28 protein-coding genes and 1 riboswitch are annotated in these 23474 nt (G+C 55.5%); of the genes, 24 read left to right on the top strand and 4 right to left on the bottom strand.

The features are described from left to right. Nucleotides 1–34: 34 nt before the first annotated feature. From pocR to ldtA, 22 genes are all read left to right on the top strand, one after another. A complete protein-coding gene (gene pocR, locus OGV79_RS17835; RefSeq protein ID WP_012131773.1) occupies nt 35–946 on the top strand; it encodes a transcriptional regulator PocR in 912 nt (303 codons plus the stop codon). Between the two features lie 298 nt (nt 947–1244). Continuing rightward, nucleotides 1245–1418: riboswitch (cobalamin riboswitch) on the top strand. A 99-nt stretch (nt 1419–1517) separates the two neighbouring features. Then, the gene (locus tag OGV79_RS17830) at nt 1518–2897 is read left to right on the top strand and encodes a cobyrinic acid a,c-diamide synthase CobB (protein WP_286468763.1); all 1380 of its coding nucleotides are present in this window, start codon (nt 1518–1520) and stop codon (nt 2895–2897) included. Then, the gene (gene cbiB, locus OGV79_RS17825) at nt 2894–3853 is read left to right on the top strand and encodes an adenosylcobinamide-phosphate synthase CbiB (protein WP_047462732.1); all 960 of its coding nucleotides are present in this window, start codon (nt 2894–2896) and stop codon (nt 3851–3853) included. The genes OGV79_RS17830 and cbiB overlap by 4 nt, the downstream gene beginning before the upstream one ends. 12 nt (nt 3854–3865) lie before the next feature. Continuing rightward, nucleotides 3866–4498, top strand: a complete 633-nt coding sequence (locus tag OGV79_RS17820; RefSeq protein ID WP_012131778.1) for a cobalt-precorrin-8 methylmutase — start codon at nt 3866–3868, stop codon at nt 4496–4498. Then, nucleotides 4495–5634: a cobalt-precorrin-5B (C(1))-methyltransferase CbiD gene (cbiD, locus tag OGV79_RS17815; protein WP_012131779.1), complete on the top strand. Its 1140-nt coding sequence runs from the start codon at nt 4495–4497 to the stop codon at nt 5632–5634. Before OGV79_RS17820 ends, cbiD begins: the two co-directional genes overlap by 4 nt. Beyond that, nucleotides 5628–6233 (top strand): cobalt-precorrin-7 (C(5))-methyltransferase, encoded by a 606-nt coding sequence (locus OGV79_RS17810; RefSeq protein WP_047462737.1) that lies wholly within the window; start codon nt 5628–5630, stop codon nt 6231–6233. The genes cbiD and OGV79_RS17810 overlap by 7 nt, the downstream gene beginning before the upstream one ends. Beyond that, complete coding sequence (locus OGV79_RS17805; protein ID WP_012131781.1) at nt 6223–6792, top strand: decarboxylating cobalt-precorrin-6B (C(15))-methyltransferase; 570 nt, start codon at nt 6223–6225, stop codon at nt 6790–6792. Before OGV79_RS17810 ends, OGV79_RS17805 begins: the two co-directional genes overlap by 11 nt. Next, nucleotides 6785–7558 carry a cobalt-precorrin-4 methyltransferase gene (locus OGV79_RS17800; RefSeq protein ID WP_012131782.1) on the top strand — a complete coding sequence of 258 codons (774 nt, stop codon included), beginning with the start codon at nt 6785–6787 and terminating at the stop codon, nt 7556–7558. The genes OGV79_RS17805 and OGV79_RS17800 overlap by 8 nt, the downstream gene beginning before the upstream one ends. Further along, nucleotides 7539–8594 (top strand): cobalt-precorrin 5A hydrolase, encoded by a 1056-nt coding sequence (cbiG, locus tag OGV79_RS17795; RefSeq protein WP_286449145.1) that lies wholly within the window; start codon nt 7539–7541, stop codon nt 8592–8594. The genes OGV79_RS17800 and cbiG overlap by 20 nt, the downstream gene beginning before the upstream one ends. Further along, nucleotides 8594–9319, top strand: a complete 726-nt coding sequence (locus tag OGV79_RS17790) for a precorrin-3B C(17)-methyltransferase (protein ID WP_012131784.1) — start codon at nt 8594–8596, stop codon at nt 9317–9319. The genes cbiG and OGV79_RS17790 overlap by 1 nt, the downstream gene beginning before the upstream one ends. Continuing rightward, complete coding sequence (locus tag OGV79_RS17785; RefSeq protein WP_012131785.1) at nt 9316–10101, top strand: cobalt-precorrin-6A reductase; 786 nt, start codon at nt 9316–9318, stop codon at nt 10099–10101. Before OGV79_RS17790 ends, OGV79_RS17785 begins: the two co-directional genes overlap by 4 nt. A 10-nt stretch (nt 10102–10111) precedes the next feature. Then, nucleotides 10112–10906 (top strand): sirohydrochlorin cobaltochelatase, encoded by a 795-nt coding sequence (cbiK, locus tag OGV79_RS17780; protein ID WP_012131786.1) that lies wholly within the window; start codon nt 10112–10114, stop codon nt 10904–10906. After that, nucleotides 10903–11616: a cobalt-factor II C(20)-methyltransferase gene (locus OGV79_RS17775; RefSeq protein WP_058669348.1), complete on the top strand. Its 714-nt coding sequence runs from the start codon at nt 10903–10905 to the stop codon at nt 11614–11616. The genes cbiK and OGV79_RS17775 overlap by 4 nt, the downstream gene beginning before the upstream one ends. Further along, nucleotides 11613–12350 (top strand): cobalt ECF transporter S component CbiM, encoded by a 738-nt coding sequence (cbiM, locus tag OGV79_RS17770; RefSeq protein WP_286468762.1) that lies wholly within the window; start codon nt 11613–11615, stop codon nt 12348–12350. Before OGV79_RS17775 ends, cbiM begins: the two co-directional genes overlap by 4 nt. 1 nt (nt 12351) lies before the next feature. After that, nucleotides 12352–12633, top strand: a complete 282-nt coding sequence (locus OGV79_RS17765) for an energy-coupling factor ABC transporter substrate-binding protein (protein ID WP_012131789.1) — start codon at nt 12352–12354, stop codon at nt 12631–12633. Further along, a complete protein-coding gene (locus tag OGV79_RS17760) occupies nt 12620–13297 on the top strand; it encodes an energy-coupling factor ABC transporter transmembrane protein (protein WP_286460372.1) in 678 nt (225 codons plus the stop codon). The genes OGV79_RS17765 and OGV79_RS17760 overlap by 14 nt, the downstream gene beginning before the upstream one ends. A gap of 8 nt (nt 13298–13305) precedes the next feature. Further along, nucleotides 13306–14121: an energy-coupling factor ABC transporter ATP-binding protein gene (locus OGV79_RS17755; RefSeq protein WP_012131791.1), complete on the top strand. Its 816-nt coding sequence runs from the start codon at nt 13306–13308 to the stop codon at nt 14119–14121. Further along, nucleotides 14118–15638 carry a cobyric acid synthase gene (locus OGV79_RS17750; RefSeq protein ID WP_286468761.1) on the top strand — a complete coding sequence of 507 codons (1521 nt, stop codon included), beginning with the start codon at nt 14118–14120 and terminating at the stop codon, nt 15636–15638. Before OGV79_RS17755 ends, OGV79_RS17750 begins: the two co-directional genes overlap by 4 nt. After that, nucleotides 15635–16180, top strand: coding sequence for a bifunctional adenosylcobinamide kinase/adenosylcobinamide-phosphate guanylyltransferase (gene cobU, locus OGV79_RS17745; protein WP_286468760.1), 546 nt, complete (start codon nt 15635–15637; stop codon nt 16178–16180). Before OGV79_RS17750 ends, cobU begins: the two co-directional genes overlap by 4 nt. Then, on the top strand, nt 16177–16920 hold the full coding sequence (cobS, locus tag OGV79_RS17740; RefSeq protein ID WP_058669344.1) for an adenosylcobinamide-GDP ribazoletransferase: 744 nt from the start codon (nt 16177–16179) through the stop codon (nt 16918–16920). Before cobU ends, cobS begins: the two co-directional genes overlap by 4 nt. 25 nt (nt 16921–16945) lie before the next feature. Next, nucleotides 16946–18004 (top strand): nicotinate-nucleotide--dimethylbenzimidazole phosphoribosyltransferase, encoded by a 1059-nt coding sequence (cobT, locus tag OGV79_RS17735; RefSeq protein WP_286468759.1) that lies wholly within the window; start codon nt 16946–16948, stop codon nt 18002–18004. A gap of 112 nt (nt 18005–18116) precedes the next feature. Beyond that, the gene (ldtA, locus tag OGV79_RS17730) at nt 18117–19046 is read left to right on the top strand and encodes a L,D-transpeptidase (protein ID WP_058669460.1); all 930 of its coding nucleotides are present in this window, start codon (nt 18117–18119) and stop codon (nt 19044–19046) included. Here ldtA and OGV79_RS17725 read toward each other — a convergent pair. Continuing rightward, the gene (locus OGV79_RS17725) at nt 19021–19923 is read right to left on the bottom strand and encodes a LysR substrate-binding domain-containing protein (RefSeq protein ID WP_286468758.1); all 903 of its coding nucleotides are present in this window, start codon (nt 19921–19923) and stop codon (nt 19021–19023) included. The genes ldtA and OGV79_RS17725 overlap by 26 nt on opposite strands. A gap of 110 nt (nt 19924–20033) precedes the next feature. Between OGV79_RS17725 and OGV79_RS17720 the strand changes: the two genes are divergently transcribed. Both OGV79_RS17720 and dctP read left to right on the top strand, forming a co-directional pair. Beyond that, complete coding sequence (locus OGV79_RS17720; RefSeq protein WP_286468757.1) at nt 20034–20624, top strand: nuclear transport factor 2 family protein; 591 nt, start codon at nt 20034–20036, stop codon at nt 20622–20624. 48 nt (nt 20625–20672) lie between these two features. Beyond that, a complete protein-coding gene (gene dctP, locus OGV79_RS17715; RefSeq protein WP_286468756.1) occupies nt 20673–21728 on the top strand; it encodes a TRAP transporter substrate-binding protein DctP in 1056 nt (351 codons plus the stop codon). An 87-nt stretch (nt 21729–21815) separates the two neighbouring features. On the opposite strand, the gene OGV79_RS17710 is transcribed toward dctP, so the two are convergent. From OGV79_RS17710 to OGV79_RS17700, 3 genes are all read right to left on the bottom strand, one after another. Beyond that, entirely contained in the window at nt 21816–22088 is a 273-nt protein-coding gene (locus OGV79_RS17710; protein ID WP_200030336.1) for a hypothetical protein, read from the bottom strand. 117 nt (nt 22089–22205) lie between these two features. After that, a complete protein-coding gene (locus OGV79_RS17705) occupies nt 22206–22709 on the bottom strand; it encodes a YqhG/Tai3 family protein (RefSeq protein ID WP_012131801.1) in 504 nt (167 codons plus the stop codon). Continuing rightward, the gene (locus OGV79_RS17700; RefSeq protein WP_024130212.1) at nt 22709–23077 is read right to left on the bottom strand and encodes an NlpC/P60 family protein; all 369 of its coding nucleotides are present in this window, start codon (nt 23075–23077) and stop codon (nt 22709–22711) included. The genes OGV79_RS17705 and OGV79_RS17700 overlap by 1 nt, the downstream gene beginning before the upstream one ends. Between the last annotated feature and the right edge of the window lie 397 nt (nt 23078–23474).

Here is a 23474-nt window from a genome sequence, read left to right as displayed (position 1 = left end):
ATTTGCAACAATAAATTAACTGAGGGGTTTTATCATGATTTCTGCGAGTGCCCTGAACTCAGAACTCATTAATAAAATCGCACAGGATTTTGCACAAGCCACCAGTCTGGCGGTCGTGGTTGTCAATATTCACGGTGATGAAATTTCTGAGTTATTCAATTTCACGCCTTTTTGTCAGCTAATGCGTCAACATCCTCAACACAGTATTCGTTGCCGTATGAGCGATCGCTGCGGGGGGCTGGAAGCGTCAAAATCAGATCAGCCCTGTATTTATCGTTGCCATGCCGGGCTAACCGATTTCTCCATTCCTTTGGTGATTGCCGGTCATCTGGTGGGGTTTGTGTTATGCGGTCAGGTACGTTTAAGCGATGATGTCGGACTGGTTGATATTCTTAATGTCGATGATCGCTGGCAGGCCGATCCTGAACTGTTGAATGAGTTCCGAAACGTCCCCGAAATGGACTACGCGCGGGTGATAGCCTCTGCGGATCTGCTGAAGCTGATTGTGGAAAATTGCCTTAAAAAACAACTTAATTTTGTTGTTATCAAAGACAATCCGCCGCAAGCGGAACCTGCTCGTTCGCAACGTGGGCCCAATCCCCACGACAGCAAAATGAAGAAAGCGTTACGCTACATTGATGCGCATTTATCGGACGATCTTCGCCTTGAAGATGTCGCTTCTCACGTCTACCTCAGCCCGTACTACTTTAGTAAGTTATTCAAGAAATATCAGGGAATCGGTTTTAATGCCTGGGTAAACCAACAGCGCATGGCCAGCGCCAGAGAGCTGCTTTGTCACAGTGACTGGAGTATCGCCAGCATTGCACGTAATTTAGGCTTTTCTCAAACCAGTTATTTTTGCAAAGTGTTCCGTCAGACCTATCAGATCACGCCACAGGCTTTCCGTCAGCAAATAAATGATAATTCGTCCGCCGAGTCCGCATAAATAGCAATATTTTGCTATTGCCGATTTTTGATATCGTATTGTATGTCAGTCATTATAAAATGAAAAAAACTATAGCAGAGCAATAAATTGTCATAGCGCAACAAAATAATGTTATCTGAAGGATAAACTGAGCCAGTTTTTATTTTTGTGATGAGATACAGTGTCATTATGAATAGGTTTCATTATTCTTTTGCGCAGTGTTTCATTCAAAACAGGCGTCATTACACCATTGCGTTGGCATAATGGCGCGTAACAGGTAATTAAAATTTAATTGTCGTTATGAGCGAGAAAGTGATGCTCATAACATCAGCCGACAGGTTTGGCACATTTGTGTCAGGGAAGGGGGTGAGAATCCCCCGCAGCCCCCGCTGCTGTGATGCTGACGACCCCGTAAGACCACTGATCGCAAGATTGGGAAGGACGGGCGAGGAGGACGCTAAGCCAGAAGACCTGCCTGTCGGTATTTACCAACAACTTCGGTGGGAAGTGGGTTGCTCAGTAGCGTACAGTCGAAAGACTGGGGTAATACGCAGCTAAACAATACCTCTACCACCCTGAACAGGATCAGGGTATGGCGGCAAAGCTTCACGCATTTATTCTCGCAGGGACCGGAAGCGGCTGTGGTAAAACCACCGTCACGCTTGGTCTGCTGAGTCTGCTGAAAAGACGTGGAATGCGTGTTCAGCCATGCAAAGTCGGCCCTGATTATCTCGATACCGGCTGGCATACGGCAGTATGCGGCAGTGCGTCCCGTAACCTCGACAGCTTTATGCTCCCGGAGCCCGTGCTTAACGCGCTGTTTTGTGAACACATGCAGCAGGCGGACGTCGCGGTGATCGAAGGCGTGATGGGACTCTATGACGGCTATGGCACCGACCCGAACTACTGTAGTACGGCGGCGATGGCGAAACAGCTGGGCTGCCCCGTGATTTTACTGGTGGACGGTAAAGCCGTTTCTACCTCCATTGCCGCAATGGTAATGGGATTTCAGCACTTTGATCCTGACCTCAATATCGCTGGCGTGATTGTTAATCGCGTTAATAGCGAAACTCACTACCAACTCCTGAAAACGGCGATTGAACGCTATTGTTCGCTACCGGTGCTTGGCTATGTTCCCGGAGTGGAAGGCGTGGCGTTGCCGGAGCGTCATCTGGGGCTGATTACCGCGCGTGAGTCCGTCGTTAATCAACAGCCGTGGCAGGATTTTGCCGATACGCTTGAACGAACGCTGGACATTGATGCGCTTCTTTCCCTGAGTCAGCTAACCGCGCTGCCTGCTGGCGAGTGGCCGGCGTTACCCGACCCGCAGGCGGGAAAAGGACTTACCGTTGCCATCGCGGATGACGAAGCGTTTAACTTTTACTATCCCGATAACATCAAACTGCTGGAACGTACTGGCGTAACGATGACGCGTTTCAGTCCACTGCATGACAGCACGCTGCCGGAATGCCAGATGATCTGGCTGGGAGGCGGATACCCCGAGCTACACGCCGGCGCGCTGGCGGCGAACACCCCAATGCTGGCGCAAATGCGCGCCGCCCATCAGCGCGGCGTGGCGATTTACGCAGAGTGCGGCGGGCTGATGTACCTCGGCAGTACCCTGGAGGACGCCAGTGGAGAGATTCACCGGATGGTGGATGTGATTCCGGGGCACAGCAAAATGGGGAAACGGTTGACCCGCTTTGGCTACTGCGAAGCGCAGGCCAGAGAGCAAACGCTGCTGGCGGCGGCAGGCGAAGTGCTGCGTGGACATGAGTTCCACTATTCTGATTTTCTCCCGGAAAACCCGGCGGTGATGGCGTGCCGTAAAGTCCGCGATGGTAAGACATTGCAGGAATGGTCTGGCGGCTGGCAGGTGGGAAATACCTTTGCAAGCTACCTTCACGTTCATTTCGCACAACGCCCTGCAATGCTGAACCACTGGCTGGCGGCAGGAAGGGAGGCGCTATGACCGTGCTTGCGTGGTGTATCGCCTGGCTTCTGGATTTCGTTATTGGCGATCCGCAGAACTGGCCGCATCCGGTACGCTGGATTGGCAACTTAATTTCAGCAACTCAACGTGTTGTGCGGCGTTACTGCCATAGCGACAGATCGCTGCGCATTGGCGGAGCGGTGATGTGGCTGGTGGTGGTCGGCGTGACGTGGGCGGTTTCCTGGGGCGTGCTGGCTCTGGCGAGCGCGATCCATCCCTGGTTTGGCTGGCTGGTAGAGATCTGGATGATTTTTACCGTGCTGGCTGGCCGCTGTCTTGCGAATGCTGCCCGCGATGTTGAACGCCCGCTGCGGGCGGGCGATTTAGCTGAAAGCCGCGAGAAGCTGTCATGGATTGTCGGACGGGATACCTCACAGTTACAGCCTGAACAGGTTAATCGTGCCGTGGTGGAAACGGTCGCCGAGAACACCGTAGACGGCATCATCGCCCCGCTTTTTTTCCTCTTTTTGGGCGGCGCGCCGCTGGCAATGGCGTACAAAGCCGTAAATACCCTCGATTCAATGGTTGGCTATAAACACGAAAAATATCGCGCCATTGGTATGGTCAGCGCCCGTCTGGATGATATTGCGAACGTTATCCCGGCGCGTCTGAGCTGGCTGCTGCTGAGCATTGCCGCGACGTTGTGTCGTTACGACGGCTATCGCGCCCTGCATATCGGCTGGCGGGATCGCTACAACCACAGCAGTCCTAACTGCGCGTGGTCAGAAGCCTCTGTTGCCGGTGCGCTGGGTATTCGTCTTGGCGGCCCGAATGACTACTTTGGCGAGCGTGTTGAAAAACCCTGGATAGGCGACGCGCAGCGCGGCATTTCAGTAGATGACATTTCCCGAACGATTCGATTGATGTGGGTAGCCTCGACCCTGGCACTGGCGCTGTTTATCGCCGTACGGTGCCTGCTGGTTGGCGCAGCCTGAGGATAACAGACGATGCAATATATTCAGCAGCCCCAGGCGATTGAGGCCAAAAGTTTCGACATCATTGGCGAGATCATTCGCGAGACACGCCCGGAGTATCAGTTTGCCAGCCCGCTTCACGAAGCGATCATCAAGCGGGTGATTCACACCACCGCCGACTTTGACTGGCTGGATATTCTCTGGTTTTCCGATGACGCGCTGGAGCGACTCTGCGCGGCGCTGAGTCGCCCATCCATTATCTATACCGATACTACAATGGCGCTTTCCGGCATCAATAAAACATTGCTGGCGACGTTTGGCGGTGAATGCCGTTGCTATATCAGCGATCCGCGAGTTGTGGCGGAAGCAAAAGCGCAGGGGATTACCCGATCAATGGCGGCGGTGGATATCGCCGTGACGGAAGAGAGTGAAAAGGTGTTTGTATTCGGCAATGCACCGACGGCGCTGTTCCGGTTGCTTGAGCATGACGTTGCCGTGAGCGGCGTGGTAGGCGTACCGGTCGGGTTCGTCGGGGCGGCGGAGTCTAAAGATGCGCTGACGAAAAGCGCGTTGCCAGCTATCGCGGCGCTGGGGCGTAAAGGAGGAAGCAACGTCGCCGCCGCGATCGTAAACGCCATGCTCTATTACTTGCAGGGGGCGCGATGAGCGATCAATCCTTCGACGCGCCTGTCTGGCACAACGGCAAAGCGTTGCGAAAAGGGTATACCACCGGATCGTGCGCGACCGCTGCGGCAAAGGTCGCCGCGTTGATGGTGTTACGCCAGCATCTGATTCATCAGGTCTCCATCGTTACGCCGTCCGGGGTGACATTGTGCCTGAACGTCGAGTCGCCGCATATCGAAGGGCGGCAGGCGATTGCCGCGATCCGTAAGGACGGCGGCGATGATGTCGATGCCACGCACGGAATGCTGATTTTTGCCCGCGTAACGCTGAACGATAGCGGCGAGATTACGTTGCAGGGCGGAGAAGGCGTGGGAACCGTGACGCGTAAGGGAATTGGACTGCCGGTGGGCAGCGCGGCGATTAATCGTACTCCGCGCCATACCATTGAGTCTGTAGTACGCGAAGCGATAGGCCCGGCGCGGGGAGCGGATATTGAAATTTTTGCCCCGGAGGGGGAAGAACGGGCGCAGAAAACCTATAACGCGCGCCTCGGTATTTTGGGCGGTATTTCGATCATTGGAACCACCGGCATTGTCACTCCGATGTCGGAGGAGAGCTGGAAACGCTCGCTGTCGCTGGAGCTGGAAATCAAACGCGCCGCCGGTCTGGAACGCGTTGTGCTGGTGCCGGGAAACCACGGCGAGCGTTTTGTGCGCGAACAGATGGGGATCGACACGCAGGTTGTCGTCACCATGAGCAATTTCGTCGGCTACATGATTGAAGAAGCGGTACGTCTGGGATACCGCCATATCGTGTTGATCGGCCATCCCGGTAAGTTGATTAAAATAGCCGCGGGGATTTTCCACACTCACAGCCACATCGCAGATGCCCGCATGGAAACCCTGGTGGCGCATCTGGCACTGCTTGGCGCGCCGCTTGAGTTACTGACCCGGGTCAGCGACTGCGATACCACCGAAGCGGCAATGGAGCACATTGAAGCATACGGTTTTCAACATATTTACAACCATCTTGCGCAACGCATCTGTATGCGCGTGATGCAGATGCTGCGCTTCACGAAAACGCCACCTACCTGCGACGCCATCATGTTCTCTTTTGATAACCAGATCCTCGGTAGCAATCGTCCGATCGAAGAGATTGTGGAGGAGATGCAATGCTAACGGTAGTGGGCATGGGGCCGGCAGGGCTGCATTTGATGACGCCAGCGGCACGCGAGGCCGTGGCGGATGCCGATGTGCTGGTGGGGGGAAAGCGTCATTTATTGCAGTTTCCTGCGTTCACCGGCGAACAGTTTGTTCTGGGCGCCAATATTGCGGAATTGCTCAACTGGATTGCCGGGCAGCAGGACAAACGCATCGTGGTGCTGGCGTCCGGCGATCCGCTGTTTTACGGCATCGGGACGCGCATGGTGGCCCATTTTGGCATTGAGCGGGTGCGCATTATTCCCGGTATCAGCGCAGTGCAATATCTGTGCGCGCAATCGGGTATCGATATGAACGATATGTGGCTGACCAGCAGCCACGGTCGCAGCGTCTGTTTTGATGAGCTGGCGCGTCATCGCAAGGTCGCGATGGTGACGGATGCCCGCTGCGGGCCGCGAGAAATTGCGACGCAGTTAATGGCGCGCGACAAGGGGCATCGCTGGATGGTGATAGGCGAAAACCTGGCAATGGAAAACGAGCGGATTCACTGGCTGCGCGTCAGTGAAGTCAATGCCGACTATGACATGAACGCAGTGGTGATCCTTGATGAAAGATGAGCTTTTTCTACGTGGCGAGAACGTGCCGATGACCAAAGAAGCGGTTCGCGCGCTCGCGCTCTCAAAACTTGATTTGCACCGTGCCAGCCATCTGATTGACGTAGGCGCCGGGACCGGGAGTGTGTCGATAGAGGCGGCGTTACAGCACCCTTCGCTGCACGTTACGGCGATTGAACGTAACCCGGCAGCCCTGCGGTTGCTGGATGAAAACCGCCAGCATTTTGCCTGCGGCAATATCGACATTCTGCCGGGTGAAGCGCCGATGACGATGACTGAAAAAGCGGATGCGGTGTTTATGGGCGGGAGCGGCGGCCATCTGACGACGCTGATTGACTGGGCTATGCGGCAATTGCATCCCGGCGGCCGTCTGGTGATGACCTTTATCCTTCAGGAAAACCTGAATACTGCGCTGGAATATCTGACACAGATTGGCATCCATGAGGTGGATTGCCTGCAAGTGCAGGTGTCGTCACTCACTCCCCTCGGCAGTGGCCACTATTTCAAACCGAATAATCCTGTTTTTGTTATCGCCTGTCAGAAGGAAGAGAACCATGTCTGAGACATTTGATCCCCGCTGTGTATGGTTTGTCGGCGCAGGTCCGGGCGATCGTGAACTGATCACGCTTAAAGGTTATCGCCTGTTGCAGCAGGCGCAGGTCGTTATTTATGCCGGATCGCTGATTAATACTGAGCTGCTGGACTATTGCCCGCCAGGCGCTGAGTGCCACGACAGCGCCGAACTGCATCTGGAGCAAATTCTGGACCTGATGGAAGCGGGCGTGAAGGCCGGAAAAACGGTCGTACGCCTGCAAACGGGCGATGTGTCGCTGTACGGCTCCGTGCGTGAGCAGGGCGAAGAACTTACCCGGCGCGGCATCGACTGGCAGGTGGTGCCGGGCGTCAGCGCGTTTCTCGGCGCTGCTGCGGAGCTGGGGGTGGAGTATACCGTCCCGGAAGTTTCGCAAAGCCTCATCATTACCCGCCTGGAAGGGCGTACTCCGGTGCCGGAACGTGAACAGCTGGAGTCCTTCGCCAGCCACCAGACGTCAATGGCGATTTATCTCTCCGTGCAGCGTATTCACCGGGTTGCCGAGCGGCTGATTGAAGGTGGCTATCCGACCACCACGCCAGTGGCGGTTATCTACAAAGCGACCTGGCCGGAAAGCCAGACCGTGCGCGGCACGCTGGCGGATATCGGTGACAAAGTACGTGAGGCGGGTATCCGTAAAACGGCGCTCATTCTGGTCGGGAATTTCCTGGGGGATGAGTATCACTACTCAAAACTCTATGCGGCGGACTTTAGCCATGAATACCGTAAAGCCTGAATCTATAGCCCTGTTTTGTCTGACGCCCGGCGGCGTACAGCTTGCGAAGCGGCTGGCGGCGATGCTGCCGTTAACCTGCTTTACCAGTGAGAAACTGCTGGACGACGGGTTTATGCCCTTCGAAGGCGGATTTGCACAATCGGCCCGCGATGCGTTTGCTAACTATTCGGCGCTGATTTTTATCGGTGCGACCGGCATCGCGGTACGCGTGCTGGCGCCGCTGGTAAACGACAAATTCAGCGATCCGGCGGTGGTGGTGATCGACGAGCGAGGCCAGCATGTGATCAGCCTGCTCTCTGGTCATGCGGGGGGCGCCAATGCGCTGACCCGCTATCTGGCGGGCATGCTCGGTGCCGATCCGGTCATCACGACGGCGACTGACGTTAACGATATGGCGGCGCTTGATACGCTGGCATTTCAGCTCAATGCCCGGATGACCGATTTCCGCTCGGCGGTAAAAATCGTCAACCAGATGCTGGTCAGCCACCAGCGCGTCGGGCTGTGGTGGGATGAGGAGCTGGCAGACGATGTCAGTCACTGCGATCGACGCGGGTTCATCACCGTGACCGACCTGCACCAACTTCCTGAGCTTGATGCGCTGATTTGCATCACTTTGCGCAATGAATTGCCAGAAATACCCGTCCGACACTGGAAGCTGGTGCCGCAGCGGGTGGTCGCCGGAATCGGCTGTCGCCGCGACACGCCGTTCCCGCTGCTGGCAGCGCTGCTGGCGCGACAGCTGGAGGCGCAGAAATTTGATCCGCTGGCGTTGAAAGCGATTGGCAGCGTCTCGCTCAAAAAAGATGAGCAGGGATTAATCCAGCTTGCCTCCTGCTGTCGCGTTCCCTTTGAAACCTTTACCGCTGACGCGTTGCGTGAGCATGAACATCGCTTCCCGGCCTCCAGATTTGTGCGGCAAACCGTCGGTGTGGGCAGCGTATCCGGCCCGGCGGCCTGGCTGTTAAGTCACGGAAAACTGTCTGGCGAAACCCTGCGCGAACAGGGCGTTACTATTACTTTGGGAGTTTCACACTGATGTTAAGCGTAATTGGAATTGGCCCTGGCTCGCAGGCAATGATGACGATGGAAGCCGTAGAAGCCTTACAGGCGGCGGAAATTGTCGTTGGCTATAAAACGTATACCCATCTGGTAAAAGCCTTTACCGGCGACAAGCAGGTGATCAAAACCGGAATGTGCAAAGAGATCGAACGCTGTCAGGCGGCGATTGAACTGGCGCAGGCCGGACACAATGTGGCGCTGATCAGCAGCGGCGATGCGGGGATTTATGGCATGGCGGGGCTGGTGCTGGAACTGGTCAGTAAACAGAAGCTGGACGTTGAAGTGCGGCTGATCCCCGGCATGACCGCCAGTATCGCGGCGGCCTCCCTGCTGGGCGCACCGTTGATGCACGATTTCTGTCATATCAGCCTGAGCGATCTCCTGACGCCGTGGCCGGTCATCGAAAAACGGATTATCGCCGCCGGAGAAGCAGACTTCGTGATCTGTTTCTATAACCCGCGCAGCCGTGGCCGTGAAGGTCATCTGGCGCGTGCTTTTGAACTGCTGTCCGCCAGCAAAAACGCGCAAACGCCGGTTGGCGTGGTGAAGTCGGCCGGGCGTAAAAAGCAGGAAAAATGGCTGACCACGCTCGGCGATATGGATTTTGAGCCTGTCGATATGACCAGCCTGGTGATTGTCGGCAACAAAGCCACTTACGTACAGGATGGTCTGATGATCACGCCGCGAGGTTACGTACTGTGAGTTACGGCGACGTGCTGGTTATGGGCGGCACCAGCGATGCCCGGATGCTGTGTCAGCAACTGGATGCGGCAAAGGTGGCATACACCCTGTCGGTTGCCACGCCGACAGGAAAGCAGCTGGCTGGCGACATTAAAGGTCAGATCCGCTGCGGGCGCCTGGAGCCAGAGGAGATGGTGGCCTGGCTGAAAGCGCACCGCACGCGTTGGGTCATTGATGCGTCGCACCCGTATGCCGAGGTCGTCAGCCGCAACATTATGCACGCCTGTGAACGCGCGGGGGTGTTGCTGAGCCGCTATCAGCGCCCGGAACAGCTCAGCGAGCTTACGCACCCGCTGTTGCACCATGTCCACACGATTGCTGAGGCTTGCGATGTGGCGCAGCGCTTTGGCGAACGCGTTCTGTTAACGACCGGAAGTAAAGATCTGGCGACCTGGCGAGCCGGGTTGCCGCACAAAAAACTGCTGGCCCGCGTCTTACCTGTTCCTGAGGTCATTCAGCAATGTGCCGACCTGGGATTTGGCGTTGGTGAGATTTTCGCCCTGTGCGGGCCGTTCAGCGCTGAATTTAACGCGGCGTTTTATCGTCAGTGCCAGGCCGATGTCGTGGTGACAAAAGCATCGGGGGCGGAGGGCGGTTATCAGGAAAAAGTTCAACCCTGTCTGGATGCCGGTATCCCCTGCATCGTGATTACCCGCCCGGCAACGCTTGTAACGGGTGATGAGTTACTGGAAAGTCAGGCCGCATTTGCGCAGCGTTTGGCGCGCTGGCTGGCCGCTGCTTAAGGAGTAAGAGATGAAAAAAGCGCTTCTGGTGGTGAGTTTTGGCACCAGCTATCACGACACCTGTGAGAAGAACATTGTGGCCTGCGAACGCGATCTGGCAGCCAGCTGCCCGGATCGCGATCTGTTTCGCGCGTTCACCTCCGGGATGATTATCCGCAAGCTCAAACAGCGTGACGGCATTGAAATCGATACGCCGCTTCAGGCATTGCAGAAGCTTGCTGAACAGGGGTATCAGGATGTGGCGATTCAGTCCCTGCACATTATTAACGGCGACGAATACGAAAAAATTGTGCGTGAAGTTCAGACTCTGCGCCCGTTATTTACCCGTCTTACGCTCGGCGTGCCGCTGTTGAGTAGCCATGCCGATTACGCGCAGCTGATGCAGGCTTTACAGCAGCAGATGCCAACGCTTGGCGCGACGGAGAAAGTGGTGTTTATGGGGCACGGCGCCAGCCATCACGCCTTTGCGGCCTATGCGTGTCTGGACCATATGATGACGGCGCAGCGTTTTCCGGCGCGTGTGGGAGCGGTTGAGAGTTACCCGGAGGTGGATATTCTCATCGGGAGCTTACGTCAGGAAGGCGTAACGGCGGTGCATCTGATGCCGCTGATGCTTGTCGCCGGCGATCATGCCATCAACGATATGGCTTCCGATGAAGAGGACTCCTGGAAAACGCAGTTCAACGCCGCAGGCATCCCGGCGACGCCGTGGCTGAGCGGTCTGGGGGAGAATCCGGCGGTACGCGCCATGTTCGTGGCGCATCTGCAACAGGCGCTGAATACGGCCATGGAGGAAGCGGCATGAGTGGAAAGCTGTATGCGTTAAGCACCGGGCCGGGCGCAGCCGATCTGATCACCGTGCGCGCGGCGCGAATACTTGGCTCGCTCGATATCCTTTACGCTCCGGCAGGGCGCAAAGGCGGCGACAGTCTGGCGCTCTCTATTGTGCGTGAATATCTGGGTGAGCAGACGGAAGTCCGCTGCTGCCACTTTCCAATGAGCGCTGACAGCGCGGAAAAAGAAGCCGTCTGGAATGAGGTAGCCGCAGCGCTGGTTCAGGAAGTGGAGGCGGGTAAACAGGTGGGATTTATCACCCTCGGCGATGCCATGCTGTTCAGCACCTGGGTCTTTTTACTCCAGCGGATCGGCAACCCGGCGTGGCTGGAAATCGTTCCTGGCGTCACCTCGTTTGCCGCCATTGCCGCCCGCGCAAAAACGCCGCTGGCGATGGAACAACAATCGCTGGCGGTGATCTCCTGCACCGCGGCGGAAGAGACAATTCAGCAGGCGTTAAGACAGCATGACAGTCTGGTGCTGATGAAGGTCTACGGTCGCTTCGCGCGCATTAAAGCATTGCTGCAACAGGAAGGTTTGCTGGCGTGCGCCCTGATGATGGCAGAAGCCACGCTGCCCGGTGAGCAGTGCTGGCGTCACCTGAATGAGGTCAGCGACGAGCAGCCGCTGCCCTATTTTTCGACCATTCTGGTCAACAAACAGTGGGAGTATGCAGAATGAAACTTGAACAACAGCTAAAACAGCTGTCTTTCAGCGGGTTAGCTGCGGCGTTATTGCTGATGGTTGTCCCGGAACAGGCGTTCGCCATGCATATCATGGAGGGATTCCTGCCGCCGATGTGGGCGCTGGCCTGGTGGGTGCTGTTTTTACCGTGCCTGTGGTACGGACTGGTGCGCCTGCGCCGTATCGTGCAGGAAGATAACAACCAGAAGGTGCTGCTGGCATTGTGCGGGGCGTTTATCTTCGTGCTGTCGGCGCTTAAAATTCCTTCTGTTACAGGTAGTTGCTCGCACCCGACAGGGGTAGGGCTTGCGGTGATTTTATTTGGCCCAGGCGTTGTGGCGATCCTCGGGGCGATTGTGCTGCTGTTTCAGGCGCTGCTGCTGGCGCATGGCGGCCTGACCACGCTGGGTGCGAACGGGATGTCGATGGCGGTTATCGGCCCCGTTGTCGGGTATCTGGTATGGCAAATGGCCTGCCGCGCCGGGCTGCGCCGCGATGTTGGCGTCTTTCTTTGCGCCATGCTGGCGGATCTGGTGACGTACTTCGTGACGTCGGTGCAGCTTGGGGTGGCGTTCCCGGACCCGCAGGCTGGGGCAATGGGTTCAGTGATTAAGTTTATGGGGATTTTCTGCCTGACGCAGATCCCCATTGCGATCGCGGAGGGGCTGCTGACCGTCATGATTTACGACCAGTTGACCAAACGCCGGTTGATTACCGTACAAGGACATTAAGATGAAAAAGACGCTGATATTGTTAGCTATGGTGATTGCCCTGGTGATCCTGCCGTTTTTTATCGATCATGGCGGTGAATTCGGTGGCTCTGACGGCGAAGCGGAAAGCCAGATCCAGGTGGTGGCGCCGCACTATGAACCGTGGTTCCAGCCATTGTATGAACCGGCCAGCGGTGAAATTGAAAGCCTGCTGTTTACGCTGCAAGGTTCGCTTGGCGCGGCGGTGATTTTCTATATTCTCGGTTACAGCAAAGGCAGACAGCGCCGTGATGACCGGGCTTGATCGACTCAGCTACCAGAGCCGCTGGCTTCATGTTACGCCGGTGCGTAAGTTTTTGCTCTGGTTGCTGATGATGATTCTGGCCTTTACCCTGCCTCCTTTGGGGCAGGGTATTGAACTGGCGTTCATCGCCGGGCTGAGCTGCTGGCTGCTGCGGATTTCGTTCTGGCGCTGGTGTCGCTGGATGGCGATACCGTTTGGCTTTTTAAGCGTGGGCGTGGTGACGATTTTATTCAGCGTGAGCCGCGATCCCCACTCGTTACTGGCAAGCGTTCCGGTTGGCGATTACTGGCTGGGGGTGACTTCGTCAGGGCTGAATACCGCCAATGAAACCTTCTGGCGCAGTCTGAGCGCGCTGGCGGCGACGTTCTGGCTGGTGTTGAATCTGCCGTTTCCGCAACTGATTATTTTGCTTAAGCGCGCGCATGTGCCACGGCTGCTGACCGAGCAGATCCTGCTGACATGGCGCTTTATTTTTATCCTGTTAGACGAAGCGCTGGCCATTCATCGCGCGCAAACGCTGCGTTTTGGCTATCGTAGTTTGCCGAAAGGCTATCGTTCTCTGGCAATGCTGGTGGGTTTGCTGTTTACGCGTGTGCTTATCCGCTATCAGCAAATGACCACCGTGCTTGATATCAAACTGTATCAGGGTGATTTTCACCTGTAAGGATTCGTATGCTTGCCACTTCCGGTCTCTGGTTTCGCTATCAGGATGAGCAGGTGCTCAAGGGGCTAACGCTGGATTTCTCCCCCCATGCGGTTACCGGGCTGGTGGGCGCGAACGGCTGCGGAAAATCGACGCTATTTATGAACCTGAGCGGTTTACTGCGCCCGCAAAAAGGCGAGGTTTTGTGGCAGGGAAAAGCGCTGGATTACAGTAAGCGCGGGCTGCTGGCGCTGCGCCAACAGGTGGCAACCGTTTTTCAGGACCCCGATCAACAAATTTTTTATACCGATATCGACAGCGATATCGCTTTTAGTCTGCGAAATCTAGGCGTGGCTGAGGATGAGATTGCCCGCCGCGTGGACGATGCGTTGACCCTGGTTGATGCGCAGCATTTCCGTCATCAGCCGATCCAGTGTTTAAGCCACGGGCAAAAAAAACGCGTGGCGATTGCGGGTGCGATGGTGTTGCAGGCCCGCTACCTGCTGCTGGATGAACCCACTGCCGGGCTTGATCCTGCCGGGCGCACGCAGATGATCGCGATCATCAAGCGGATTGTGGCGCAGGGGAATCATGTGGTTATTTCCAGCCATGATATTGATCTCATTTATGAAGTCAGCGATGCCGTTTACGTGCTGCGCCGTGGCGAGGTACTGGCATACGGTGAACCGGGGGAGGTGTTTGCACGCACTGAACTGATCGAACAAGCCGGGCTGACGCAACCGTGGCTGGTCAAACTGCATGCGCAACTGGGGTTGCCGCTGTGTAAAACGGAAGAAGAATTTTTTGGGCGTATGCGAGAGAACGCGCTGAAGGAGGCGTCATGACGCAGGCAGTAATGTTGCAGGGAACGGCATCAGATGTAGGTAAAAGCGTGCTGGTGGCGGGGCTGTGCCGCATCTTTTATCAGGATGGCCTGCGCACGGCGCCGTTTAAGTCACAGAATATGGCGCTGAATTCCGGCATCACGCCGGACGGCAAAGAGATGGGACGCGCGCAGATTTTCCAGGCGGAAGCGGCGGGGATTGCGCCGGATGTGCGGATGAATCCGGTTCTGCTGAAACCGACCAGCGATCGGAAAGCGCAGGTGGTGTTGATGGGCAAAGTCGCCACCGATATGGACGCGGTTAGCTACCATGAATATAAGCCGCGTCTGCGTGAGCAGATCCTCATGGTTTACAATAGCCTGGCGCAAGAATATGACGTTCTGGTGCTGGAGGGCGCCGGTAGCCCGGCGGAAATAAACCTGCGTGACCGCGACATCGTCAATATGGGGATGGCGGAAATGGCGCAATGCCCGGTCATTCTGGTGGCGGATATCGATCGCGGCGGCGTTTTTGCCTCTATCTACGGTACGCTGGCGCTGCTGCATGATAGTGAACGCGCCAGAGTGAAAGGGGTGATCATCAATAAGTTTCGCGGCGACGTGACGCTGCTCTACTCCGGCATTGAACAAATTGAAGCGCTGACCGGCGTGCCGGTTCTGGGCGTGATGCCCTGGCTGGAGGTCGATCTTGAAGATGAGGATGGCGTGGCGCTGCAAAAAGGCAAATACCTGCGTACCGATAGGCGTGATATCGACATTGCCGTTGTTCAGGTGCCGCACATCTCGAATTTCACCGATTTCAACGCGCTGGCGGCGCAGCCGGATGTTCGCGTGCGCTATGTGCGCCATCCTGAAGAACTGGCGGGCGCGGACCTGATAATCCTGCCGGGCAGCAAAAATACGCTTGGCGATCTGGTCTGGCTGCGTGAAAGCGCAATGGCGCATGGCGTGTTGCAGGCGCATCGTCAGGGCGTACCGGTGGCAGGCATCTGTGGCGGCTATCAGATGCTGGGCGACACCATTATTGATGAGGTGGAGTCCGGGCTGGGCACGCTTCCCGGTCTTGGTCTGCTTAATACCGTCACGCACTTCGCGCAGGATAAAACCACCACGCAGGTTGAAGGGCAGATGGCCTCTGCGCTGCCGGGATGGCTGGCGGCGGCGTCTGGCCTGGCGGTGCGCGGGTATGAAATTCATATGGGCGAGACGACACTGAATGCACAATGCCAGCCAGCCATGACGTTACGCAAAGGCGAAAACGCTATCGCTGACGGCGCGGTAACGGACGACGGACTGGTCTTTGGCACCTATCTTCATGGCTTGTTCGACAGCGATGCGTTCACGCGGGCGCTGGTCAATGGCCTGCGCGTGCGTAAGGGGCTGACGCCGCTGGATCACGCCTTCCATTACGCGCAATATAAATCGCAGCAGTTTGATCTGCTGGCGGATGCGATGCGACAACACATCGATATTGAGAAAATTTATACCATCATGCAGCAGCACCGGGAGCCCGTATGATGATTCTGGTGACCGGCGGCGCGCGCAGCGGGAAAAGCCGCCATGCGGAGGCGTTAATCGCGGATTCGCCGCAGGTGCTGTACATCGCCACGTCGCAGATTTTTGATGAGGAGATGGCGGCGCGAATTCAGCACCATCGGGATGGCAGACCGCCGCACTGGCGGACAGCGGAATGCTGGCGGCATCTTGATGCGCTGATTACGCCAGATAACGCCCCCGAAGAGGCCATTCTGCTGGAGTGTATCACGACCATGGTGACCAATTTATTGTTCGCGATGGGCGGCGATACGAACCCGGACAACTGGGATTACGCGGCGATGGAGCAGGCGATTGAAGACGAAATTTGCGCGTTGATCGACGCCTGTCAGCGCTGTCCGGCTCAGGTGGTTCTGGTGACCAATGAGGTGGGCATGGGCATTGTCCCGGAAAATCGTCTGGCGCGACATTTTCGCGACATCGCCGGGCGGGTCAATCAGCGTCTGGCTGCGGCGGCGGATGAGGTCTGGCTGGTGGTATCGGGTATTGGAGTCAAAATTAAATGAGTAAGTTGTTCTGGGCGATGCTCGCTTTTATTTCGCGTTTGCCTGTTCCGACCCGTTGGTCTCAGGGGCTGGATTTTGAGGAGTATTCCCGCGGTATTGTGACATTCCCGCTAATCGGCATGCTGCTGGGCGCGATTGGCGGCCTGGTGTTTGTGGCGCTTCAGTCCTGGTGCGGCATTCCACTGGCGGCCCTGTTTTGCGTTTTGACGCTGGCGCTGCTGACCGGCGGTTTTCACCTCGACGGTCTGGCGGATACCTGTGACGGTATTTTTTCCGCCCGCCGCCGGGAGCGGATGCTGGAAATTATGCGTGACAGCCGCCTGGGCACCCACGGCGGGCTGGCGTTGATTTTTGTCCTGCTGGCGAAAGTGCTGGTGATTAGCGAACTGGCGCTGAGAGGCACGCCGATGCTGGCGGCGCTGGCGATGGCCTGCGCGGCGGGGCGCGGTGTCGCCGTATTGCTGATGTATCGTCATCGCTATGCCCGTGAAGAAGGGCTGGGCAACGTGTTTATCGGCAAAGTTACCGGGCGACAAACCTGCGTCACGCTGGGATTAACCGCTATTCTCGCGGCGATACTCATGCCGGGGATGCGCGGGGTCGCTGCGCTGGTGGTCACTCTGGCGGCAATTTTTATTCTTGGGCAATTATTAAAACGCACGTTGGGTGGGCAAACCGGCGATACGCTGGGTGCGGCGATTGAACTTGGCGAGTTGATCTTCCTGCTGGCTCTGCTGTGAGCCAGCCAACACGATGAGAACCCTTATGCAGACGTTAACCTCTTTACTCCGTGATATTCCCAAACCGGACAGCGACGCAATGGCGCACGCCCGGCAGCACATTGACGGCTTGCTCAAGCCGCCGGGCAGCCTCGGGCGCCTGGAAGCGCTGGCCGTACAGTTAGCGGGGATGCCCGGTCTCAACGGCACTCCGCATGTCGGTAAGAAGGCGATGCTGGTGATGTGTGCCGATCATGGCGTGTGGGATGAAGGGGTTGCGGTCTCGCCAAAAGTTGTCACCGCCATTCAGGCAGCCAACATGACGCAGGGAACAACCGGTGTTTGCGTACTGGCTGTTCAGGCCGGGGCAAAAGTCCATGTGATTGACGTCGGGATTGATGCCGACCCGATCCCCGGCGTGGTGAATATGCGCGTGGCGCGTGGGTGCGGGAATATCGCGACAGGCCCGGCGATGAGCCGCGTTCAGGCCGAAGAACTGCTGCTGGAAGTGATGCGCTACACCCGCGAACTGGCGCAAAGCGGCGTGACGCTGTTTGGCGTTGGCGAACTGGGAATGGCGAATACCACCCCTGCGGCGGCGATTGTGAGTGTACTGACCGGTAGCGATGCCGAAGATGTGGTGGGGATTGGCGCGAATCTTCCGCTCTCCAGAATTGGCAATAAAGTTGAGGTTGTGCGCCGCGCTATTGCGGTGAACCGGCCCGATCCGCGTGATGGCGTTGAGGTGCTGGCGAAGGTGGGCGGTTTTGACCTGGTCGGTATGGCGGGCGTGATGCTGGGCGCCGCGTCATGTGGATTGCCGGTTGTGCTGGATGGTTTTCTCTCCTATTCTGCGGCGCTGGCGGCGTGTCAGATTGCGCCGGAAATTAAACCGTATCTGATTCCGTCGCATTTCTCGGCAGAGAAGGGCGCGCGGATTGCGCTGGAGCACCTGGAGCTGGAGCCGTATCTGCATATGGGAATGCGTCTTGGCGAAGGCAGCGGCGCAGCGCTGGCAATGCCCATCGTTGAAGCCGCCTGCGCGATGTACCGCAACATGGGGCAACTGGCGGCAAGTAATATTGTCCTGCCGGATGGTAAATAAAGATAAGCCGTATCGTTTCCCTTCGGTGGCGCTCATTCGCTGTTAACGTCGGAAAGGCGATAAAAAAGCTATAATTAACCGACATCTGCTGCGATTTGAGGAAAGGGAAATGATGCCTCGTGTGAAATTGTTTTGTTCTTTTATTCTGCTGTTCGCAAGCCAGAGCGCGCTGGCGGTAAGTTATCCACTACCGCCAGAAGGGAGTCGTCTGGTCGGCAACCCGCTGACGATAACCGTCCCGGACAATAATACTCAACCGCTGGAAGCATTTGCGGCGCAGTACGGACAAGGGCTGAGCAATATGCTCGAAGCGAATCCCGATGTGGACGTCTTTTTGCCGAAGTCCGGTTCGACGCTGGTGGTGCCGCAGCAGCTTATTTTGCCGGATACCGTGCGTGAAGGCATTGTGGTTAACGTGGCGGAAATGCGTCTTTACTACTATCCGAAAGGGGGCGATACCGTTGATGTCCTGCCGATTGGCATTGGCGAGGCGGGGCGAGAAACTCCACGTAACTGGGTGACTGCGGTAGAGCGTAAGCAGGAAGCGCCGAGCTGGACGCCGACGGCGAATACCCGACGTGAATATGCTAAACGAGGCGAAAGTCTGCCCGCGTTTGTCCCCGCCGGGCCGGATAACCCGATGGGGCTGTATGCAATTTATATCGGTAAGCTGTATGCCATTCATGGCACAAATGCGAACTTCGGTATTGGGCTGCGCGTGAGCCAGGGGTGCATCCGGTTGCGTAACGATGACATCAAATACCTGTTTGACAGTGTGCCGGTGGGCACTCGCGTGCAGATTATCGATCAACCGCTGAAAACCACCGTCGAAGCGGACGGCAGTCGCTGGATTGAAGTGCATGAGCCGTTATCGCGTAATCGCACTGAATTTGAATCTGACAAAAAAGTACCGCTGCCGATCACGCCGGTGATGCGTACTTTTATGAAGGGCGACGGCGTTGACATTCATCGCGTCAACGAGGCGCTGGAGCGCCGCTCCGGGATGCCGACAAATATCAGCGCGGGTCTGACGGGGTTCTGACGTTTCTCCGCGCAATCTCCAGAAAAGCCTTTACCGCGCCGTTATTGTCGTTCTTTCTGCTGAGCAGCATCAGATTGGCCGATAACTCCGGCGCGTCGAGAGAGCGATAGACCAGGCCGGGAATGGCGATGTGCATCAGCGGCTCAGGCACCAGCGCCAGCCCTTGCCCGGCGGCGGCCAGAGCCAGTACGCTGAGCGTGCTGGAGGTGCAATGGGCGACGTGCGGAACATGACCCAGAATCTCTGTAAGCATCATATAAAGCGGCTCATCCGCACGGTGGGTGTCGTAGAAAATGAGGGGCTCTTCAGCCAGCATATCTACCGTCAAATGGGTTTCACAAGCCAGCGGATGATCGTCGGCGATGGCGACCATCCGGCCCCAGAGGCCTATTTTTTCAGCCGCTAATTCTGGCTGGCGTACGTTATGGTGATCGGGTGTGTAACCAATGTCGAGCTGGCCGCTCAAAATGGCATCCGCTTGTAGCAACGGTGCGATTTCGCACACAACCAGTTCCGCATCGGGATAGGCCTGGCGAAAGGCGCGCAGATCTTCTGTCAATTTGCCGCTGAACACCGCGTTGCCAGCAAAGCCAACGCGCACAAGACCCGTTTCTCCGCGCATCGACCGTTGTACTGTCAGACGGGCATGTTCCGCCTGCTCAAGCGTGCGTTGCGCTTCGGTCTGCAACAATTTTCCCGCTTCGGTTAACTCAACTTTCCGGCTGGTACGAATAAACAGCGGGCCGCCTAACTCTTCTTCCAGCGCCTTGATCTGCATGCTCAGCGCGGGCGGAACGATATTGAGTTTTTCGGCGGCGCGGCCAAAGTGTCCTTCTTGTGCAACGGCAAGAAAATAGCGTAAGTGGCGCAGATCCATACGATGGCCTCATCATTCATCTAAACTGAATAATCTGTAAGATTTATCTATTGGATTTTAACGTTAATGGCGAGGAAACTGAATCCACTTAACTGGCTGGAGTAAAAATTATGCACAATCACCTGGCGGATCGTCAGCAAATTACCGATCTTCTCACTGGCTGGATGCATCGCGATCTGGGCGAATGGGATCAACTTCGCGGGCTGTTTCACCCGGATGGCACCATTGAGATAACCTGGTTTGAAGGGCTGGCGAGCGATTTTGTTGACGGCTCAATGCGTATGGGGGCTTCTGACATCCGCACCAAACATTTGATTGGCACGCCGGTAGTGACCTTCAATAGCAGCGTCAACCGCGCTATTGTTGAAACCAATGCCATGATCATCGGCGAGAATGTGAAGCTGAATCTGGGGATGGTGACCCATAATCGCTTTTACGATATGGCGGAAAAACGCGATGGCGTGTGGAAGCTCTTCAGACGCCAGAGCATTTATGACATGGGGAGTTTTACCTTCCCGCTGGGCGTGGTCGATATTGATCAAAGCGCGGTAGCAAAATACCCACGAGAATACGCCTCGCTGGCATACCTGCTGGAAAAAAGCGGATTTCCGGTCACACGTGTATTCGCAACGCGCGGCAGTGCGCTCGAACAGCAGATGAAAACCGAAGGGCAGCGCTGGCTGTCTGAACCCGTTGTTTAAGCTTCATCAGCAACTGCGATCATCATGATTCTCAAAAGGATAAGAGAAATGCTCACCACTATACCAGGACGAAAATGCATCGCCGTTCTGTTTGCGATGCTAATGTTTCCCGGTGCGGCTTCGGCTGCGCAAACCCTAATCTACAGCGACCATGAACCGCTGGGTGGAATGCGCACTCGTTTTATCAATGACGTATTTTTCCCCGCAATCGAAAAAGAGTCGCGTGGTCGCCTGAAGGTAGAGGCGCACTGGGGAGGTGAGCTAAGTGATGGTTATACGGCTCTGGCTCTGGCGGGAAAGGGGGACAAAGCGGATATGGCCGTTGTTGTACCTGAATATGCGGCTAAGGTATTACCATTGCAGCAAATCTTTAAAAGCTTCCCCGTCGGCCCTGCCGGGGAAAAGCAGGTTGCTTTCTTTCGTCGCGTTTATGCGGATATCCCGGATTTTTCGGCAGAATTCAAGAAAGAAAATGTGGTGAATGTTTTCATTGCGACCGGCTATCCGCTGGCTTTTTTTAGCACTACCGCGCTGAGTAATCCTGAAGGACTTAAGGGGGGAACGTGGCGCTCCGCCAGTTTCTGGCACCAGGGGTTTCTGAAAAATGTCGGCGCTAAAGCCGTGACCATGCCCTGGGGAGATGAAACCTACAAAGCCTCACAAAGCGGAAGTCTCGACGGATTAATGTTGAATGTGGATAGCGGCTATGCGTTAAATGCTCAGCGATTCGCGCCTGATGTGCTGGTTTCGCGGGATCTCTGGCTTGGGCATGTTTACCTGCTGGTGATGAATAAAAATACCTGGGATAACCTTTCCCGCGACGATCGGGCGGCGATTCAGCGGGCTGCTGACGTCGCTTATCAATCCCTGGGTTCCGTAATGGATAAAAGTTTCACCGCACAAGTCGCCGATCTGGAAAAAAGCGGTGCGACGGTCAGAATCCTGCACTCTGAAGACGTTGCGCAATGGAAAGCCGCCACCCGATACCAGGAGATTCAGTCTGAGTGGGTGAAGGAACAGGAAAAGAACGGGCTTACCGAGGCGGGAAGGGTGATGAAACAGGTCAGTAGCATTCTGGACGAGATGATGTCTCCGGCCCCTTAAGCGAGAAGGCAAACGTAACGGTCGGGAGCGTATTGCGACAATTGCCTGATAAAAGGGCCGAATAGCCATTTTCGGCCCTGGCGTGCATCATTTTTTATAATTCTTTGGCGCTGATAACAGCATTTTTCGCATACGTTCCATGACGGTATTTAAGTCCACCGCGCGTTTAATCATACTGCGTATTCTGTCTGAATCATTGATGCCCTTTTTGACATACCGGGCAATATATTGCAGAACGTACTTATCCTCATCACCGTGGATGCGTAATGACAGGTTCTCTACGGTCTGCAATATCTGACCCGCCAGCGACTGACGCTGGCGGGAGTGGGCTCTTATATCCTTAAATGATTGCTGAATCATAAAACATTCCGTAGCACTGACGTTGTTGAATCCACCGGAGGACGAAAGAAAAGCATAATGACTGTTAAGGTCGGCCGCGCATTGGGATTAATTTAGCGGCCGTCATAATCTCCCTATTTAATTGGTGGTTGCAGCATGTTGCTTCGCTTTCTCAATGGCGTGTGCGTCAAATATGTAATGCTCATAACCGGCGGTAACATTCTTCACTCTGTATATTTTCCACTTGCCGCCCTCTCTTTTTAGGTAGACTCCAATTTGATACGTCTGATTGTTTTGTCGACCCAACCAAACATCGACGTATTCACCACCAAAACAGTTTTTAGCTTTTCCAACTTTCAATAAGGGGATCCAATCTGCTGAATAATCTTGCGCATATGTATAGTAATCGGTGTCGATAATCTCCTGCTCATAAATATGAGAGATAGTATTTAGTTGGGCTAGCGTATCCTTCGAAATATATTCATCCATCTTTTCAGGCGCAGGCTTTATTTTCCCTTCACTATTTGCAAACACGTTTAGATAGTAAGTGTAGAAATCTGAAACACGCCGTTCTGCGTTATCGCGTCCTGAGCTGCACGCGGTAATTGCAAATATCATGAGAACAACATAAAGGGCTTTCATCAATCCTTCCTGTACATTTGATGCGCTGGCTTTGACGAACGGTATCCAGGACCGCCCCAAAAATCCCGCTGTTTAAAGTCTGAATACCAATCCTGGCCGTCGTAAATAGCCATGTGACCGGCGGCGTGTCCTCCCGCGTAAGGCTGAATCACTACCACGTCACCAGCTCTGGGGGATTGCGTTGAAGATATTTTTCTAAACCCCGCAGACTCCAGCATTGGGCCGTAATCTTTGGCGTTTTGCGTGTTTGTTACGGTCACGCCCCCTGCCTTTATGGCCTTGCGCACATACGATGCACAGTTATTCGTTGGCCCCGGTTCGGCGTGATGTTTTGCCCAGTTTCCGGCGCTTCTTGTGTCCCATCCCATGATTATCATCCATTTCAGTTAGAGAAATTGCTAATAGATACCCAATTAGTTAGGAGGGTTAATCATTTAGTGCCACAGAAAGCGTAACGTGATAAGCGAGGCAAGTGCGCTTGACGCTGAGAGCAGGCGGAATCAATAGCGAAGGGATTGCCTAAACGAATTCCGAAAATAAAAGAATGCGGGTATCGGAATATGAGCGGGAAACAGGTCAGTAGCATTCTGGACGAGATGATGTCTCCGGCCTATTAAGCGAGAAGGCAAAACGTAACGCTCGGGAACGTATTGCGACAATTGCCTGATAAAAGGGCCGAATAACTATTTTCGGCCCTGGCGTGCATCATTTTTTATAATTCTTTGGCGCTGATAACAGCATTTTTCGCATACGTTCCATGACGGT

Source organism: Citrobacter sp. CK185 (assembly GCF_030333565.1).
In the GTDB taxonomy this organism is placed as follows: Bacteria; Pseudomonadota; Gammaproteobacteria; order Enterobacterales; family Enterobacteriaceae; genus Citrobacter_B; species Citrobacter_B koseri.
The sequence above is the reverse complement of the archived record's forward strand: the minus strand, read 5'-3'. Positions and strand labels throughout refer to the sequence as shown.

Coding starts and splice junctions, on each gene's coding strand:
- pocR (WP_012131773.1), top strand. CDS start 35: ATGATTTCTGCGAGTGCCCTGAACTCAGAACTCATTAATAAAATCGCA.
- OGV79_RS17830 (WP_286468763.1), top strand. CDS start 1,518: ATGGCGGCAAAGCTTCACGCATTTATTCTCGCAGGGACCGGAAGCGGC.
- cbiB (WP_047462732.1), top strand. CDS start 2,894: ATGACCGTGCTTGCGTGGTGTATCGCCTGGCTTCTGGATTTCGTTATT.
- OGV79_RS17820 (WP_012131778.1), top strand. CDS start 3,866: ATGCAATATATTCAGCAGCCCCAGGCGATTGAGGCCAAAAGTTTCGAC.
- cbiD (WP_012131779.1), top strand. CDS start 4,495: ATGAGCGATCAATCCTTCGACGCGCCTGTCTGGCACAACGGCAAAGCG.
- OGV79_RS17810 (WP_047462737.1), top strand. CDS start 5,628: ATGCTAACGGTAGTGGGCATGGGGCCGGCAGGGCTGCATTTGATGACG.
- OGV79_RS17805 (WP_012131781.1), top strand. CDS start 6,223: ATGAAAGATGAGCTTTTTCTACGTGGCGAGAACGTGCCGATGACCAAA.
- OGV79_RS17800 (WP_012131782.1), top strand. CDS start 6,785: ATGTCTGAGACATTTGATCCCCGCTGTGTATGGTTTGTCGGCGCAGGT.
- cbiG (WP_286449145.1), top strand. CDS start 7,539: ATGAATACCGTAAAGCCTGAATCTATAGCCCTGTTTTGTCTGACGCCC.
- OGV79_RS17790 (WP_012131784.1), top strand. CDS start 8,594: ATGTTAAGCGTAATTGGAATTGGCCCTGGCTCGCAGGCAATGATGACG.
- cbiK (WP_012131786.1), top strand. CDS start 10,112: ATGAAAAAAGCGCTTCTGGTGGTGAGTTTTGGCACCAGCTATCACGAC.
- OGV79_RS17775 (WP_058669348.1), top strand. CDS start 10,903: ATGAGTGGAAAGCTGTATGCGTTAAGCACCGGGCCGGGCGCAGCCGAT.
- cbiM (WP_286468762.1), top strand. CDS start 11,613: ATGAAACTTGAACAACAGCTAAAACAGCTGTCTTTCAGCGGGTTAGCT.
- OGV79_RS17765 (WP_012131789.1), top strand. CDS start 12,352: ATGAAAAAGACGCTGATATTGTTAGCTATGGTGATTGCCCTGGTGATC.
- OGV79_RS17760 (WP_286460372.1), top strand. CDS start 12,620: ATGACCGGGCTTGATCGACTCAGCTACCAGAGCCGCTGGCTTCATGTT.
- OGV79_RS17755 (WP_012131791.1), top strand. CDS start 13,306: ATGCTTGCCACTTCCGGTCTCTGGTTTCGCTATCAGGATGAGCAGGTG.
- OGV79_RS17750 (WP_286468761.1), top strand. CDS start 14,118: ATGACGCAGGCAGTAATGTTGCAGGGAACGGCATCAGATGTAGGTAAA.
- cobU (WP_286468760.1), top strand. CDS start 15,635: ATGATGATTCTGGTGACCGGCGGCGCGCGCAGCGGGAAAAGCCGCCAT.
- cobS (WP_058669344.1), top strand. CDS start 16,177: ATGAGTAAGTTGTTCTGGGCGATGCTCGCTTTTATTTCGCGTTTGCCT.
- cobT (WP_286468759.1), top strand. CDS start 16,946: ATGCAGACGTTAACCTCTTTACTCCGTGATATTCCCAAACCGGACAGC.
- ldtA (WP_058669460.1), top strand. CDS start 18,117: ATGCCTCGTGTGAAATTGTTTTGTTCTTTTATTCTGCTGTTCGCAAGC.
- OGV79_RS17725 (WP_286468758.1), bottom strand. CDS start 19,923: ATGGATCTGCGCCACTTACGCTATTTTCTTGCCGTTGCACAAGAAGGA.
- OGV79_RS17720 (WP_286468757.1), top strand. CDS start 20,034: ATGCACAATCACCTGGCGGATCGTCAGCAAATTACCGATCTTCTCACT.
- dctP (WP_286468756.1), top strand. CDS start 20,673: ATGCTCACCACTATACCAGGACGAAAATGCATCGCCGTTCTGTTTGCG.
- OGV79_RS17710 (WP_200030336.1), bottom strand. CDS start 22,088: ATGATTCAGCAATCATTTAAGGATATAAGAGCCCACTCCCGCCAGCGT.
- OGV79_RS17705 (WP_012131801.1), bottom strand. CDS start 22,709: ATGAAAGCCCTTTATGTTGTTCTCATGATATTTGCAATTACCGCGTGC.
- OGV79_RS17700 (WP_024130212.1), bottom strand. CDS start 23,077: ATGGGATGGGACACAAGAAGCGCCGGAAACTGGGCAAAACATCACGCC.